Here is a 16,289-nt window from a genome sequence, read left to right on the forward strand (position 1 = left end):
ATCTTAATTTTGCCTCAAAACAGAATAGAAATGAGGCATATTTTCACTTTTATCGCATTTGGTTTGATACAGCTGGCACATGCCCAGAACCCTGTCCCAATTTCTCTGGAAGAAGTATTGGCAAAGGTACAGGAGTCCAATGCCAGTATTAAGGTATCCGAGCAGGAAGCCAAGATGGCGAAATATGACTACCGGTTTTCAAGTTCCATTTTTTTGCCACAGATCGCTGTGTCACATACGGGAATGGCGACCACAAACCCATTGATGGCTTTCGGTTCCAAACTGAACCAAGAGATATTGACACAGGCAGATTTTAACCCTGCCTTGTTGAACGACCCTGACCAGATCCAGAACTATGCCACCAAAGTTTCGGTGGAACAACCCTTGATCAATCTGGACGGTTTTTATCAACGTAAAGCTGCCAAGACCACCATGGAAGCCAAGGAACTCCAGGCCATGCGGACCAGGGATTATCTCAATTTTGAAGCCCAAAAGGCATATGGACAATTGCAATTGGCCCACAGAGCGGTACAGGTATTGCAAAAAGCCTACGAAGCTGCAGATGCCAACTTGAACATGGCACAGAACAGTTATAATCAAGGATTACTTCAAAAAGCGGATCTGTTGGAAGTAAAAGTTCGGGTCACTGAGGTTTCCGATCAGTTGAAAACGGCCAAGAGCAATGTGAAAAACGCATCCGACTATCTATCATTTTTAATGAACGAACAGGAGGACGTCGTCTATGAACCATCTGAAGAGTTGGTGCCGAACGATTTTAGCGAAACTATGGACGGTTCATTGGAAAATAGGGCAGATGTAAAGGCCATGGATTTGGTGTCCGAAGCGTACAAGGCCAACATGAAGGCCGATAACATGACCTTTTTACCTCGGTTGAATGCCTTTGCCAGCTATGAGATGTATGATGACCAAATTTTTCAGGCCGATGCCAAGGGATACATTATTGGAGCAAGTCTGAGTTGGGATGTTTTTAAAGGATCGCAGCGCTTTGCTAAAGCAGGAAAGAGCAAAACAAGCTATGAGAAAGCGAAACAAGAATACGAACAATACGTCGCCAAAAGTACTATGGAGCTTCAACGCACCAAGCGGATGGTCGAAGATGCCCAGAGCAGGCTCCAGACCTCAAAATTGGCCATGGAGCAATCCGAGGAATCGTTGAGGATTCGTACAAACCGATTTAAAGAGGGTTTGGAAAAAACTACCGATCTATTGATGGCCGAAGCTACCTATGCTGAAAAACAACTGGCCTATTACCAGACCATTTTTGAATACAATCAAGCACAATCCCTATTGACATTTTTAACCAAAGAATAATTGCGATATGAAAAACACTACGATATATAAAAATGCCTTTATCGCCCTTGCATTGGGCATTACCCTTGCAAGCTGCGGAAGTGACAAGGAGCAGAAACAGGACGGTGGACCGGCTGTTCCCGTGACCGTTGCCGAAGTGGAAACAGGTGACAGTAACACCATTTTGGCCGGAAGCGGACAGATAACCGCCTTGAACAATGCCACACTCAGTACCCGGATGATGGGTTACGTGGAATCGTTGCCCGTAAAAATTGGCCAAAAAGTAAACAAAGGGGATTTGTTGATTTCCATTAACAATGTGGATCTACGTGCCAAAAAAGCGCAGGTGGAAGCCTCAATAGCCGAGGCCACAGTGGCTTTCAACAATGCAAAGAAAGATTACGAAAGATTCCAGAATCTCTTCAACGAAAACAGTGCTTCCCAAAAGGAACTGGATGATATGACCGCCCGTTACGAAATGGCAAAGGCCCGATTGGAATCGGCGAACCAAATGAAGAATGAGGTCAATTCCCAATTTGCCTACGCCAACATTCGTGCCCCATTCAGCGGAGTGGTGACCAATACCTACATAGACGAAGGCGATATGGCCAACCCAGGGGTGCCCTTGGTTTCCGTAGAATCTCCAGGAGGATTTGAAGTAGTAACCAAAGTGGCCGAGAACAACATATCTGGAATTGCAGTGGGAACGAAAGCCTTAGTCCAGGTCAAAGCCTTGGATACCATCGTTACAGGAAAAGTAACTGAATTGAGTGCCTCTGCCCAAAACACGGGCGGACAGTATTTGATGAAAGTACAATTGGATCAAACGGATGCCAGGATATTGTCAGGGATGTATGCAAATATTAGGCTGGAGACGGAGCAAGAAAGTAACGGGAGTGACATAGTTACTGTTCCGTCGAAGGCCTTGGTGCATAAAGGCCAGTTGACAGGGGTTTACACTCTGGGTCAAGACAATGTGGCCCTATTGCGTTGGTTGCGTTTGGGCGAGACCTACGGAGATGAGGTGGAAGTATTGTCCGGCCTATCTCAAGGTGAAACGTACATCGTTTCTGCCGAAGGTAAACTATACAATGGAGCTAAAGTAACCATTCAATAACCTAAAAAAGGAACAATGAAAGACGGACTTGCAGGCAAAATAGCGAGAGGGTTCATCAGCTCCAAGTTAACAGTACTCTTGATGATCGTGTTCATGGTCATCGGAGTGTACAGTTCCTTCCTGATTCCAAGGGAAGAGGAGCCACAGATCGATGTGCCCATGGCGGACATATTTGTGGGGTATCCAGGGGCCAGCCCAACCGAGGTGGAATCCAGGATCACCAAACCGCTGGAAAAGATCATATCCAACATAAAGGGGGTGGAGTATGTGTACACCACTTCCATGCAGGAGCAGGGAATGGCCATTGTGCAGTTTTATGTGGGTGAGGATATTGAACGTTCCTTGGTACGCTTGTACGATGAGATCAACAAGCATATGGACCAAATGCCCGAAGGGGTCACCATGCCTTTGGTAAAGACCCGTGCCATTGATGATGTGCCCATGTTGGCATTGACGCTTTGGAGCGATGAATACAATGATTTCCAATTGCGTGAAATCTCTGGGGAACTGATCAACGAGATCGAGAAAGTAAACGGGGTTTCCATCACTAAAAAGATAGGGGGCCGTAGCCGCCAGCTTCGCATTGTGGTGGACAAGGATAAAATGGCCGAATCCGGAATTGACCTTTTGGCGGTTGCCCAAATGATCAAGGCCAACAACCAGCAGATGGATTCCGGTAGCTTTTTGAACAACGATACCGAGTTCCATATTGCAACCGGGAAGTTCTTGGAGACCAAAGAGGATTTGGAAAACTTGATCGTGGGAACCAAACAAGGTCAACCCATCTATTTGAAGCAGGTGGCCACCGTTTTGGATGGGCCGGAATTGCCCAAAAACTATGTTTCCCTTGGATTTGGCGCCGCCAGCGAGAAATCATTGGAATACCAATCAGAGTATCCAGCGGTGACCCTTTCCATAGCCAAGCGAAAAGGGGCCGATGCCATGAAGATTGCCGATGTGGTATTGGAGAAAGTGGAACATTTGAAAAAGAATTTGATTCCAGATGACGTTCATGTGGAAGTGACCCGAAACTATGGGGAAACCGCTTCGCAAAAAGTATCCGAACTGTTGATGCACTTGATCGGTGCCATCATCGCAGTGACCTTTGTGGTGATGTTGGCCATGGGTTGGAGAGGAGGCCTTGTAGTGTTCCTTTCCGTGCCGATCACCTTCGCATTGACATTGTTGAGCTACTACATGCTGGACTACACCTTGAACCGTATCACCTTGTTCGCCTTGGTGTTCGTAACGGGTATCGTGGTGGATGACTCCATCATCATAGCGGAGAACATGCACCGCCACTTTAAGATGAAACGCTTGCCCTTCAAGGATGCGGCACTCTATGCCATCAACGAAGTAGGTAACCCGACCATTTTGGCCACGTTTACCGTAATTGCATCCGTATTGCCCATGGCGTTTGTATCTGGATTGATGGGGCCTTACATGTCCCCAATGCCCATCGGTGCCTCCATAGCCATGTTGTTGTCCTTGTTCGTGGCGTTGACCATAACCCCGTATTTGGGCTATATCTTCCTAAGGGAAAAGGACAAGAAAAAAGAAGAGGAAAAAGAACCCGTTGAGATTCAGGATACCTTCATTTACAAAGCGTATGAGCGATTTGAAAAACCCTTGATCGAGAGCCGTAAAAAAAGATGGTTGTTCATCGGTATCACGGTGGTTCTGTTGTTCGGTTCCGTGGCCATGTTCTTTACCAAATCGGTGGCGGTTAAAATGTTGCCTTTTGATAACAAGAACGAGTTTCAGGTGGTCATAGACCTTCCCGAAGGGACTACTTTGGAACGTACTTCGGCAGTGGCCAAGGAAATTGGGGCCTATTTGTCAACTCGACCCGAAGTGATGAATTATCAGAGCTATGCGGGGACTTCTGCTCCTATCACCTTTAACGGATTGGTAAGGCATTATGACTTGAGAGGCGGCAGCAATATGGCCGACATTCAGGTCAACCTTACCGACAAACACGATCGTAGCGAGCAAAGTCATGATATTGCCAAATTGCTCAGACCAAAAATTCAAGAACTCGGCAAAAAGTATAATGCCAATATCAAGATTGTTGAGGTGCCACCAGGCCCTCCGGTATTGTCAACCATTGTGGCCGAAGTATATGGTCCAGATTATAACGAACAGATTGCAGTTGCGGATAAGGTAAAAGGCATTTTGAACAACACTACCGATGTGGTGGATGTGGATTGGATGGTTGAGGACGACCAAGTGGAATACAATTTTGAAGTGGACAAGGAAAAGGCCATGCTCTACGGAGTTACGCCACAACAAATCGTTCAGGTCATGGGTATGGCTTTCCGAGAAATGCCGGTATCCCACGTGTATGATGAAAATTCCTTTGATCAGATTGGGATTGTGCTTTCCATCAGCGAAAAGGATAAATCCACCTTGGATGCCATCAAACAATTGAAGGTAGCCTCACAGCAAGGCAATATGATTGCTGTGGGAGACTTGGTGACCATCAACGAAGGCACCAAGGCGAAGAGCATCTATCGAAAAAATCAAAAAAGGGTAGTGTATGTAATGTCCGATATGGCAGGAGAGTTGGAAAGCCCCGTATATGCCATTTTGGGCATGACGGACAAGTTGAACCAATTGGAATTGCCCGAAGGTTACAACATGAACGAACTCTATATGGAACAACCCCAGTTTGAGGATGACTATACCGTGAAATGGGATGGGGAGTGGCAGATTACCTTGGAGGTGTTCCGAGATTTAGGCATTGCCTTTTTGGGAGTTATTGTAATCATTTACATGTTGATTGTGGGATGGTTCCAAAACTTTAAGGCGCCCATGGTGATGATGGTGGCGATTCCACTTTCCTTAATCGGAATTGTGCTGGGCCACTGGATGTTGGGGGCATTTTTTACAGCAACTTCTTTTATCGGGATGATAGCCCTGGCGGGGATCATGGTGCGGAACTCGGTGTTGCTCATCGACTTCATCAACCTAAGGTTGAATGAGGGTATTCCATTGAAACAAGCGGTAATCGAGGCTGGAGCGGTCCGTACCACACCCATCCTTCTTACGGCGGGTACCGTTGTTATCGGAGCTTTTGTGATCTTGTTCGACCCTATTTTTCAGGGATTGGCCATTTCACTCATGGGCGGAACCATAGTGTCGACCATTTTGACCCTTTTGGTGGTGCCATTGGTGTATTATATGATTGAACGTAAAAATTATGATTGATATGAAAATGATCATTGTTACCACCGTTGAAGAATACGAAAAGGAAGTTTTCAACTTATTCAAAAAAGCAGGGATAGAAAATTTTAGCGGTTCCGATATAGATGGGTACAAGAACACGCCTCCGTTGTTCTACACCAATAGTTGGTTCCCAAGTGAGAAGGGAGGGGCGGCCTCCAACCTGTTTTTTTCCTTCACCGAAGAAGAGAAAGTCACTGAATTTTTCAAGTTGTTGAAAGAGTTCAATACGAAGACTGGAACCACCAACCCCATCAGGGCCGTTGAAGTTCCCATTGAAAGAACCGTTTAAAAAAATCAAAAATGAGAAATAGAATTGTAAGGGGTGTGGCAGGTACGTTTATCCTGATGAGTTTGGCCTTGGCCATTTATGTGAACATCAACTGGTTGTGGTTCACGGCCTTTGTGGGGGCCAATTTGTTGCAATCTTCCTTGACCAAATGGTGCCTGTTGGAAGACATCCTGAAGAAATTGGGGGTTTCCAACTCCGATAAAAACTGTTGTTAACTCCCACATTGTTTGTTATGTAAGGCATTTTCGTGACCTTTACCAAAAACTTCACGAGAATGCTTTATCAACCTTGGCCCTGGTACGTAGCGGGGCCGCTCATAGCCTTGGTCATGGCCGTTTTGATCCTGATGGGGAAACGCTTTGGCATGTCTTCCAACTTGGAGACTTTTTGTTCCATTGGCGGTGCAGGCAAGTTTACGGACTATTTTAAGGTGGATATCAAATCCAAACGTTGGAACCTTCTGGTCGTATTGGGCTCTGTGATTGGCGGATTTTTGGGAGCACAGGTGCTTTCCCCCAATCCTGCGGTCGAAATTTCGGAAAAGACCGTCACCAAGTTGAACCAACTCGGTTTTGAAAGCGCGGGGTCTGCCTATCTGCCTACTGAACTCTTCAGCATAGAGTCGCTGGCCGATCCCAAGGTGTGGATGATACTTCTGATAGCCGGTTTTTTGGTCGGCTTCGGCACAAGATATGCAGGAGGCTGTACCTCGGGACATGCCATTTCGGGTTTGAGCAATTTACAACGGCCTTCGCTGATCGCCGTCATCGGCTTTTTTCTAGGCGGACTGATCATGGTCCACTTATTGTTCCCCTTAATCTTTGGCTCATGAAAAGTGTATTGTACATCATCATAGGGACCTTTTTAGGGGTAATCCTCTACAAATCGGAAGCTGCGTCTTGGTTCCGTATCTATGAAATGTTCCAGTTCGATTCGTTCCATATGTACGGCATCATTGGCTCGGCATTGGCAGTTGGCATTGTTTTGGTCCAATGGATCAAAAGAACTAAAGCGAAATCGTTTTTTGGGGAACCCATTCGAATAGAGGAGAAGGTAAGGTCTTTCACCCGTTATATCATTGGCGGAACGCTGTTTGGGTTGGGATGGGCCTTGGCAGGTGCGTGCCCCGGACCCATATACATTTTGGTTGGAGCAGGGTATTGGCCCATTCTCATCGTACTTGTTGGAGCGGTATTGGGAGCCTTTATGTATGGAATTTTGAGGGATAAATTGCCCCATTAAGGCTTTCTCAACGGGATTTTGGGCAAAACAACGATTTTGGATGGCTCGGTACGGGCAAGAGTTTAGCTTTGCTGGCAACCCAAATCCATCTAAATCCGGAATGAAGCTTACCGCCTGTATCATAGACGATGATCTGGTGTCGCAATTTGCGACCCGCTACTGCATTCAACAATCCAATGGGAATTTCGATATCATTACCTGCTCCAGCGGTGAGGAAGGACTAAAATCCTGTCTCGAACTACTGGAAAACAGCAACAAACTCCCGGACATTATTTTTTTGGACCTGGTCATGGGTGGAATGAGCGGTTGGGACTTTCTCCACAACCTACAGAACTTGTTCACGGGCCATGAGCTGCCCAGTGTGTATGTGCTATCTGCCTTTGTAAATTCAAGTGACCGCAGCATTGCCAAGGACCACAAGCTCATATCGGGCTATATTGATAAGCCATTGTCCCGTTCCTTTTTGGACAAAATCCTTAAGGAAGAGGGAAAAAAGCGCAGTGCACTTTAAGAAAAGCAGCTTTTTTGGACAGTTTTTTTCATATTTCGGGGTGATGAAAGCATTGATTCGTGGAAAGTTTTCCAAAAAAACATATTTTTGCACTCCATTATGCAAATGGCCTCGTAGTTCAATGGATAGAATAGAAGTTTCCTAAACTTTAGATGCAAGTTCGATTCTTGCCGAGGCTACAAAATAGCATCGCAAAGGTGCGAAAGCACCAAAAGCGAAGCTTTGAAGCGAAGTCCATATTGAGCGTAGCCGAAATGATTCTTGCCGAGGCTACTTTTTCTTTTTCCACTCCGAATAAATTTTTACCGACCCCATCCAAGATTTACGGAGCTATTCCGATAAGCCAACCGCAACAACATTCCCGATTATAATATCATAAATACGTCAATTGCCGTATTGAGGCGGTTTTTATTTCCCCTTAGGTTTGTGCCATAACTGTTTAACAACCAACTACCATGGGAAAATTTAGATGGATTTTGGCCTTTGTAGCACTTTCAACCTTGACTACATCTGCCCAACAAAGCATCAAATGTGTCAAAGGCGATTGCCAAAACGGATATGGCTTTGCAACACTTTCGGAAGGCAACAAGGAAATTGGCTATCAGGTCGGTTTCCATGAAAATCAGCTTTTGCAGGGAATAGGCAACGAGACCGGCGACTTTGGCAAGTATTGGGGCATGTTCAAAAATGGAAAGAAGGAAGGTTTCTTCAGCTACGAAAGCGAAGGAAACATGTATGCCTTCGGGTTTTTTGTGGATGGAAAACGGGAAGGACTGCATGTGATCAGGAACAAAGCAGGATACGAATTCAGGGATTACCAAAATGACAAACATGTCAGCAACAGCCCGTTGGTGACCACAGGCATTTCACCCTGCGTGATGGGCAACTGTGAAAACGGCAAGGGGGTCAAGGTGAATGGCAACGATGCCGTTTACAGCAATTGGAAAAATGGGCAAAAGAATGGTATGACCATGGAATTCTTGATGTCGGAGAAAAAAATCATTTTTTCAGAGTTCGTCGAAGGTATTGTTGATGGCCTACAAATGATATGGCATTTTGATGGAAGCAAGGAAATCATGCAAATGCAAAATGGTGCCATAAGCGGGCAATACCTCAAAAGGAACCAGAACAACACCCACGAGGCCGCCATGTACAAGGACGGTCAGTTGACAACATCTTTATAGTCTTTCCAAACATCATTTTAAAAGCGTACCATGCGAAACTTTATGTTAGTGGCGTTCCTTTGTGCCCATCTATGTGGTTGGTCACAACTGACCATTCCCCCGAACGATCCCACATCACATCCCGGCTATGCCGCCTATTTGGAAGCGGGCAGATTGAGGAACAACAATGCCCGATTGGTATCCGCAGGGGAACTGTTGGAAACCTATCCTGAAAATTCCAAAACCTTTGGTTGGATGGCAAGTGCCCTGTATGGAAGCAACAGACCCGATGATGCGGTGATGTTCTCGCAATGGGCCATGGCCTTTGACAGCTACAATCCGGAGACCGGTTTTTATGGGTTCACCTATTCCGTATTTGCGAATAGGCCAACTGAGGCCAAGCTCTTTTTGGAAAACAAGCAGGCCGTGGGCCAAGATCAGGCGACCATGCAACGGGACCAACAGGCATTGAGCGATTATGTGAATTCCTTGGCCAAATACCCGCAATTGTCCGCAACAGTGCAGATGGCGAACGGATTTCTATCTGACTATAACAACCGGAGCATAACTCGGGCCAAGGCCGCTTTTGAAAACCTGGCCTCCAGTTTAGGGGCCACCTATGAGGACATAGCCCAAAATGCGGCCGCCGAAAAAATACTGTCCGATTGGGTAAATGCCGAAAAAGCGGTGAAAGAAGGCTTGATTTCCAGATCCCTCTATACCGAAGCCTTGGTTTCTATGGCCCAGTTGTCGGAAAAAGTCAATTTTTCCTTCGGGCAGAAATTGGAACCACATTTGGAAAAAATCGTTTTTGACCAGAAAAACTATTCTTTGCCCTCAAGGTATAGGGCTTTTTTAAGATTGGCACGGGTGCAGGCGGCTTTAAAACGGTGGGATCGGGTATTGGCCTCCAGTAGCTTCATGATCGATGAACTCAAAGGGAAGGCTCCCTCCACGGCCGTGCTGGCAAAAACCTATTTCTATACGGTCCTGGCACTTACCGGGCAGCAAAAATATGACGAGGCCGCCCAAATTTCGGATGGTTACATCAATCTGTTACCCAAGCTGAAATCGCCCGAATATGTTGCCGAAGCCTATTATGTGTTGCTGCGTGCCTATGCCTTCAACAAAGATGTGGAAAAAGGAAAGGCCATACGTAAAAAGGCCCAGGAGTTCCTAAAAATTCCCGGGATGGAAAATCAGTCATACGCCGCTTTTGTGACGGACGGGCTGTCCGCTACAGAAAATATTCTTGGTGAAGGAGCTGTGGCCTTAACGGGCAATGCCTATAATGACGGATTGACATTGGTCGGGCTAAAAAAATATGCCGAAGCTGCCCATCAATTTGAAAAAGCCAGAGAAGAGGAAATAAAAATACTGGAAGGACTTTCCATCTTGGCCCAAAGGGGCTATTTGGACAAGTTCCAACGGATAAACGGTAATTTGGCCGCCTCCTATTATGAGACTCGGCAGTTCGATAAAATCTATGACGTTATTGAATCCAACCGCTCCTATTCCCTTTTGAACGATAAAAGGAGCACTATAAAACAACTCCCATTGAAAGAACTTCAGGCCGTTCTGGGAGCCAATGAAGCCTACCTGTCCTTTATCGATGTGTCCAAAGGAAGTACCTATGAGGGGACCTATTTGATGTGTTTGGTACGCAAGAATGATGTCACCGTAAAATACAATAGATCCGCCGGGGCCTTTGCCGATTTGTTGTCGGACGACAAAGAACTCATCGAACTGGAAAAGGAAATGGCCACGAACGAATTCCGCCAACCCAATTTGGATTATCTGAACGGGACGAAGACAAGAAAAGATGGGATGTTTGCCCCTGGGGAATTCAAACTGATGACCCAATACCTGCGCAAGCACATGGAGGCCAAAGTGGTGGATGGGCAATATGTGTTCTATCAAAAAGAGAAGATGCCGGACCTGCTCCGCCGATTCTATATCACTTTTATAGATGGATTGGAGGATAAATTGCAGGGTGTCACCAAGCTTGCCATAAGTCCCGAAGGATTGACAGGCACCATTCCATTTGATGCGTTGATCGATGGTCAGGGCCGTTACTTGGCCGAGCGGTTCGAGATAGGTTACATCCCGAGTGCCTCCTTGCTGTACAGCCTCAGAAAACAACCCAAGAAGAAGTTTGAAAAGAATGTTTTGGCCTTTGGTGGGGCTACCTATGAGCTGCATTCGGCTCCTAAGGCACCTTTAAGTTCCATCGGCGACCTTGAAAAGTTGCGATACCGGGTTCGCGAAGACTTGGAAAAAGGTCTGCCCTTGGACTATGCCTTTGCTACCTTTCAAGGGAAAGAACCCATGAGCTTTTTGCAGGGAGGAAGAAATGAGGTGGTATTAATTCAGAAACAAGTACCGCTTACGGACACTCGACTCGATAGTATGATGACCGAGAACGAACTCAAACGGATGAGCAGGGCCAACGAACTGGGCAAATACCGTGCACTCCATCTTTCCAGTCATGCCAGTGTGCACCCTTATGTATTTGATTTGAGCGCCTTCGCCATGACGGTGAAACCCACACCTGTGGATGGGGAAGATGGCATGCTCGTCGTGGGTGAAGTGGAAAAACTGAACCTTCCCATCGATTTTGTGATGCTGAGCGCCTGCCAGACCGGCTTGGGCATTGAATCGCCGGGCGATGGTATCAAGGGACTCAACCAGGCCCTTTTCAATGCAGGGGTGAGCAGCACCTTGACCTCCCTGTGGAGCGTTAGCGATTCAGGAACCATGTTTTTGAGCGTGGAACTCTATGATAGGATGTTCAACAAGAGCATGGCCACACCCACGGCCTTGGCCGAAGTGAAACGCAACTTCATCAAAGGATTGTATGGCGACCAGTCCCACCCTTATTTTTGGGCACCATTCATCTACACCGGGTATTGATATCCTTCTCAAAAAGACATTTTCAATGCCAGTAAAGGAGCATTTACCCCTAGAACCCGCCGACTTCAAAAAACTCAGGCAACAACTGTTTGCCATGTTGGCGTTCCCCGTGGTCGTGATTGGGATGTTCCTGCTGTTCATTTCCTTTGTGTTCAAGGATTTCAAGACCAGTTTTGTAGGGGATACCGTGGTGATGTATGTGTTCATCGGTTTTTGTCTGTTCTTTTTTGGCATCATCGCCTATATGATTGGCACCACTGCCATCGATTTACGCCGCGGGATAAAACATCGCATCTCAGGGAAGGTAACGGACAAAAGGCTCAACGTGCAGACCACGGGCGGCGGATCGGGAGCAGGAGGGAAAACGAGGACCACCAGGCAGTATTACCTCTATCTGGATGATGAGGAGTTTTCGGTGGACTACAGGGAATATGCCCAAGTAAAGGTAGGGGTGGACGTGGTGATAGACCGGGCACCCAAATCCAAAAGGACGCTCAAACTCGATATTCTTTCCCAGTCCGATGCAACAAATGATCCCCTTCCCCGTACGGATACGGATAGGTTCCTTGAAAAACGGATTCCACATACCCGTTATACCCCAAAGGACTTTGAGGCCCTTAAAAGAATTTGGCACGCAGCGTTAAAAAGACGTTTGTTCCTGGCCGCTCCGTTCGTTTCCATAGGAATTTTGTTGCTAGTCAGTGGGTTTTGGGGCTTTGCGGTGTTTCTTTTTCCAATTTGGGCGGTTCCCTTATATCAGGCCTTCAAACTTTATAGGGCCCATAGAAATTACCGAAGGAATACATTCAGTGCCCATAAAAAAGGAGTGGCCGCATTGGTGGAGGACAAACTTACCATCACCTCCAACCGAAGGTCCAACTCGAACAGCATACGAACTACCCAAGGAACAATCACAGTGAATACAGTGTTGTACGACAAGCTTTCCACGGGGGACGGCATCACCATATACTTCACACAATATGGAAATATGCCCATTAGCCTATTGACTAGGGACCAAGAAGAATTTTACCTGGTATAGTGCAATATCGACCAAACCGATGACTCATGATTGGGATTGTTCTTTTGTTGATTGCATTGATCGGGCCAATGGTGTTGCTTTCCACTTTTTTATATTTCCGTTTTCCGGACGAAACGGTCGGGCGCATGGACCGATGTATTCCCCCGTTGACCTCTGCTTTGGCCACCTGGGCGCTTTGCACCAGTTGGTTGTGGTTCTATCTCTTTAACCTGTACATCAGTTTACCGGTATTGGTTTTGGCCGTTTGTTTGCAGGGATACGCCACATACAAGGACCTGAACCCGAAGTTGCGCCGCATCAATGCCATATTGATCTGCACCGCATGTGGCATCGGCCTCCTAGGCTATTTTTATTTTGATATTTGATCAGGGGGCACTTTACGGCAATTGCCGTATTGATTGCCAAAGGGTTCGGGTCTATGTTTGTCCTAATCTGAAAAGAACAAATCAAACTTAAAAACATATGAAGAAAATATCCTTTTCGATGGCAGTTTTCCTGTTTGCCATCTTTGCCGTTTCCGCCCAAACTGTGGGCGAAGTAAAGATCAAGACCCTCGGCCCAGCCAATCTCAGCTATAGAAAAAGCCCCAAAAAGGTGATGATCTCCGATTTTCAGGTCAATTACCAAACGGCCCTTAGTCTCGAAGATTCCAAAAAAGGGGGCAAGCTTTGGAGAGGAGGACTCAAGGGAGATGCAAAGGCATCGCTGACCTTGGTGCTGGATGGCCTTGATCCTGATGACCTCCAAAAATTGACGGATCGATTATTTCAGGACTATGTGGCGGATTTGAAATCCAAAGGTTTTGAGATTGCCCCTATCGAAGAACTCTGGAACCACAAGGCGTATGAAAAGAACCGTGAGAAAAGATGGGAACTCACTGCCGGCCAAGGCCCTGAAAAAGGGAAGGAATTCGGTACCATCCTCACCAGGCCCACCACCCAGAAATTTGTGGTTCCGTTCAGGACCATGGGCAAAGATGCAATACCCCTTGCAGGCTTTGCCGATTATGCAGGGAACACGGAAAGCAGGGTAGTGAACCAAAAAACTGATTTCATCTTCAACAAGGTCGTTCTGGTGGTGAATGTTTTTGAGGACAGCCAAAGCGAGGTTTCAAGAACGCTGAACCGTCATGCCGGAAATGCGAGGGTAAAAGCGGAGACCACCTTTGTGATCAGTGAGGAAAGCAGCATCATGTTCGATATGGGCCATTTTGTCCCCAGGGGAGGGGTCGAGGTCTCCGGGGTCATGGAACGGCAAAAATTCGATGTGGCCCAAACCCCGGACCGGGACAAATTGGGAACCGACATGGGAGTGCTTCGCGTGTGGAGTGTGGACCATCAGGAAAAGGCCAATTATTCCATTGTAAAGTGTGATCCCAAAAAATATTTGGAAGGTGCCGAAAAAGGGTTGAATGCATACTTGGACGCCGTGGTGCAAAAACTGGCGGACAAGGCCGATTAAATTTGAAAAATAAGTACGTCCCGCCTCAAAAATTATGCTATTTTTAGAAAATGTCCTCTATAAAAAACTTTTATACGCTACCGCTTGTACTGGCATTGATGCTGACCTGTTGCGCACCGCTTTCGGCCCAAAGCTTGGAAGAGCAAATACGGGATTTAAAAGCTGAACTAGAGCAAAAATCGGGCGAGGACAAGGTAATGGCATTGAAAGACATAGGGATGAAGTTTCGTTCCATAGATTATGACAGTGCATGGTATTATATCAAATTGGCCCATACCGAAGCCGAAAGGCAGCAAAATGATTATCTCGTGGCAAGGATGTTGGTATCGTTCGGGATACTTGAGAACGGGAAAGGCAATTCTGGCCAAGCGCTAAAATATTATCAAGACGCTTTGCCGGCCATTGAAAATTCAGAAGACCATTTTGCCATAGGGGCACTTTATACCAATATGTCCAATGCTTACGAAAAAACAGGCGAAGTGGACAAATCGGTTGCCTACCAATTAAACGCACTGAAAGAGTTTGAGGCTTCCCAAGATTCCATCTGGATTGCCGGAAGCCTCAATAATTTGGGCAGTAGATACCAAGCTGTCCATGAATGGGAACTCTCAAGGGACTATTTTCAGAAGGCCTTGGAACTTTACCAGCAATTGGGGCAAGAGTATTACGTAGCATTGACCTATAATAATCTGGCCAGTGTTTATCTGCACTTTAAGGATTACGAAAAAGTCATAGAATACTCCGATAAGTCGTACCGTAGTTTTAATGCATTGGGTGCGCCATTTGAATCAGCATCGCCACTTTATAATTTGGGATATGGTTATCAAGGGCTGAACGAATTGGACAAAGCGAAGGAATATTTTACGCAGGCCCTGCAAATACAGCAAGAAAAGGGCGATTGGTATGTGGCCGTCCATCTTAAAAATGACATAGCCAAAACACTCCTGATGCAAGGGAAGTTCCAAGAAGCAGAAAACTTGGCATTGGAAGCCTATGACGAAGCATTGGAACATGAACTTGTTTTGGCGCAGGTGGAATTGTCGAAGACCCTGTCATCCGTAAGTGAAAGTATGGGAAAGTACAAGGATGCGTATGGTTACCTACAAATACATAAGGAGGTGCTCGACAGTCTGCAAGGTTTGGAAAGGACCAAGGAAGTGCTCAATCTGAAGGAAAAGTATGAGACCGAACAAAAAGAGAACGAAATCCTTCGCCAACAGAACGAACTGGTCGAAAGTGAACTGTCCATAAAAAAGCGCAACAATATGCTGATGGGCAGCGGTGGTCTTTTGGCAATACTGTTGATCGTAGGTTTTGTGGTCTTCCGGGAGCAAAAAATAAAAGCAAGGAACATGGCAAGGGAGACAGCACTGGAAAAGGCCATGGCCGAAGCCAAGGCACAGGAGAACCTGAAAGAACAGCGTATCCGTATTGCCCGTGACCTGCACGATAATATCGGTTCGCAGCTTACCTATTTGACCTCCATCACCGATTCGGCCAAACGGGGCATCGATAAAGGCGAGGTTTTCCTTATGGAAAAGCTCACCCAAATGAAACAGTTTTCCTTGGTGACCATTTCCGAACTTCGAGACACTATTTGGGCCATGAACAAGGATGAGATAGGATTGGAGGACATCAAGGAACGGACCCAGCAATTGGCCGCGACCATCCACGAGGCCATGGACGACAAGATCAAGGTGCGCATCGGGGGTGACCCTTCCGACAAGGTGCTCAATGCCTTTGTGGGGATGAACTTGTTCCGGATCATCCAAGAATCCGTCAACAATGCCGTGAAGCATTCGGGCAGTACTGAAATTGTTGTGACTTTTTCAGAGCAGGAGAATCAAGTAGGTATCATGATCGAGGATTTTGGCCAAGGGTTCGATACCACAAAGGAATCAACAGGGAACGGTCTCCAGATCATGCGCAACCGCGCCGAAAAAATAGGCATCGATTTTAAACAGACCAGTGTGCCGGGAAAAGGCACGAAGGTGGAGTTGAAGGTGAACGTATAA

At 46.5% G+C, this 16,289-nt stretch carries 14 protein-coding genes and 1 tRNA gene; all 15 read left to right on the forward strand.

Going from position 1 to position 16,289, the window contains the following annotated elements:
* Window positions 1–30 precede the first annotated feature (30 nt).
* The 15 genes from SD450_RS04370 (at window position 31) to SD450_RS04440 (ending at window position 16,289) form a co-directional block, all read left to right on the forward strand.
* Window positions 31–1,332 carry a TolC family protein gene (locus tag SD450_RS04370; RefSeq protein ID WP_318343413.1) on the forward strand — a complete coding sequence of 434 codons (1,302 nt, stop codon included), beginning with the start codon at window positions 31–33 and terminating at the stop codon, window positions 1,330–1,332.
* A 7-nt stretch (window positions 1,333–1,339) separates the two neighbouring features.
* Window positions 1,340–2,428 (forward strand): efflux RND transporter periplasmic adaptor subunit, encoded by a 1,089-nt coding sequence (locus SD450_RS04375; protein WP_318343414.1) that lies wholly within the window; start codon window positions 1,340–1,342, stop codon window positions 2,426–2,428.
* 15 nt (window positions 2,429–2,443) lie between these two features.
* On the forward strand, window positions 2,444–5,638 hold the full coding sequence (locus SD450_RS04380; protein ID WP_318343415.1) for an efflux RND transporter permease subunit: 3,195 nt from the start codon (window positions 2,444–2,446) through the stop codon (window positions 5,636–5,638).
* Window position 5,639: 1 nt separating this feature from the next.
* Window positions 5,640–5,945 carry a hypothetical protein gene (locus SD450_RS04385; protein ID WP_318343416.1) on the forward strand — a complete coding sequence of 102 codons (306 nt, stop codon included), beginning with the start codon at window positions 5,640–5,642 and terminating at the stop codon, window positions 5,943–5,945.
* An 11-nt stretch (window positions 5,946–5,956) separates the two neighbouring features.
* Window positions 5,957–6,160 (forward strand): YgaP family membrane protein, encoded by a 204-nt coding sequence (locus tag SD450_RS04390; protein WP_318343417.1) that lies wholly within the window; start codon window positions 5,957–5,959, stop codon window positions 6,158–6,160.
* Window positions 6,161–6,219: 59 nt separating this feature from the next.
* Window positions 6,220–6,777, forward strand: coding sequence for a YeeE/YedE family protein (locus SD450_RS04395; protein WP_318343418.1), 558 nt, complete (start codon window positions 6,220–6,222; stop codon window positions 6,775–6,777).
* Window positions 6,774–7,187 (forward strand): DUF6691 family protein, encoded by a 414-nt coding sequence (locus tag SD450_RS04400; RefSeq protein ID WP_318343419.1) that lies wholly within the window; start codon window positions 6,774–6,776, stop codon window positions 7,185–7,187. The genes SD450_RS04395 and SD450_RS04400 overlap by 4 nt, the downstream gene beginning before the upstream one ends.
* A 100-nt stretch (window positions 7,188–7,287) precedes the next feature.
* A complete protein-coding gene (locus SD450_RS04405) occupies window positions 7,288–7,698 on the forward strand; it encodes a response regulator (protein WP_318343420.1) in 411 nt (136 codons plus the stop codon).
* A gap of 107 nt (window positions 7,699–7,805) precedes the next feature.
* Window positions 7,806–7,877, forward strand: a tRNA-Arg gene (locus SD450_RS04410).
* Window positions 7,878–8,153: 276 nt separating this feature from the next.
* Window positions 8,154–8,882 carry a hypothetical protein gene (locus SD450_RS04415; RefSeq protein ID WP_318343421.1) on the forward strand — a complete coding sequence of 243 codons (729 nt, stop codon included), beginning with the start codon at window positions 8,154–8,156 and terminating at the stop codon, window positions 8,880–8,882.
* 30 nt (window positions 8,883–8,912) lie between these two features.
* On the forward strand, window positions 8,913–11,774 hold the full coding sequence (locus SD450_RS04420) for a CHAT domain-containing protein (protein ID WP_318343422.1): 2,862 nt from the start codon (window positions 8,913–8,915) through the stop codon (window positions 11,772–11,774).
* A 25-nt stretch (window positions 11,775–11,799) separates the two neighbouring features.
* Window positions 11,800–12,813: a hypothetical protein gene (locus SD450_RS04425; RefSeq protein WP_318343423.1), complete on the forward strand. Its 1,014-nt coding sequence runs from the start codon at window positions 11,800–11,802 to the stop codon at window positions 12,811–12,813.
* 26 nt (window positions 12,814–12,839) lie between these two features.
* Entirely contained in the window at window positions 12,840–13,178 is a 339-nt protein-coding gene (locus SD450_RS04430; protein ID WP_318343424.1) for a hypothetical protein, read from the forward strand.
* A gap of 97 nt (window positions 13,179–13,275) precedes the next feature.
* A complete protein-coding gene (locus tag SD450_RS04435; RefSeq protein ID WP_318343425.1) occupies window positions 13,276–14,274 on the forward strand; it encodes a hypothetical protein in 999 nt (332 codons plus the stop codon).
* A gap of 50 nt (window positions 14,275–14,324) precedes the next feature.
* Window positions 14,325–16,289, forward strand: a complete 1,965-nt coding sequence (locus tag SD450_RS04440) for a tetratricopeptide repeat-containing sensor histidine kinase (RefSeq protein ID WP_318343426.1) — start codon at window positions 14,325–14,327, stop codon at window positions 16,287–16,289.

This window comes from Flagellimonas baculiformis (assembly GCF_033441575.1).
GTDB classification, from domain to species: Bacteria; Bacteroidota; Bacteroidia; order Flavobacteriales; family Flavobacteriaceae; genus Flagellimonas; species Flagellimonas baculiformis.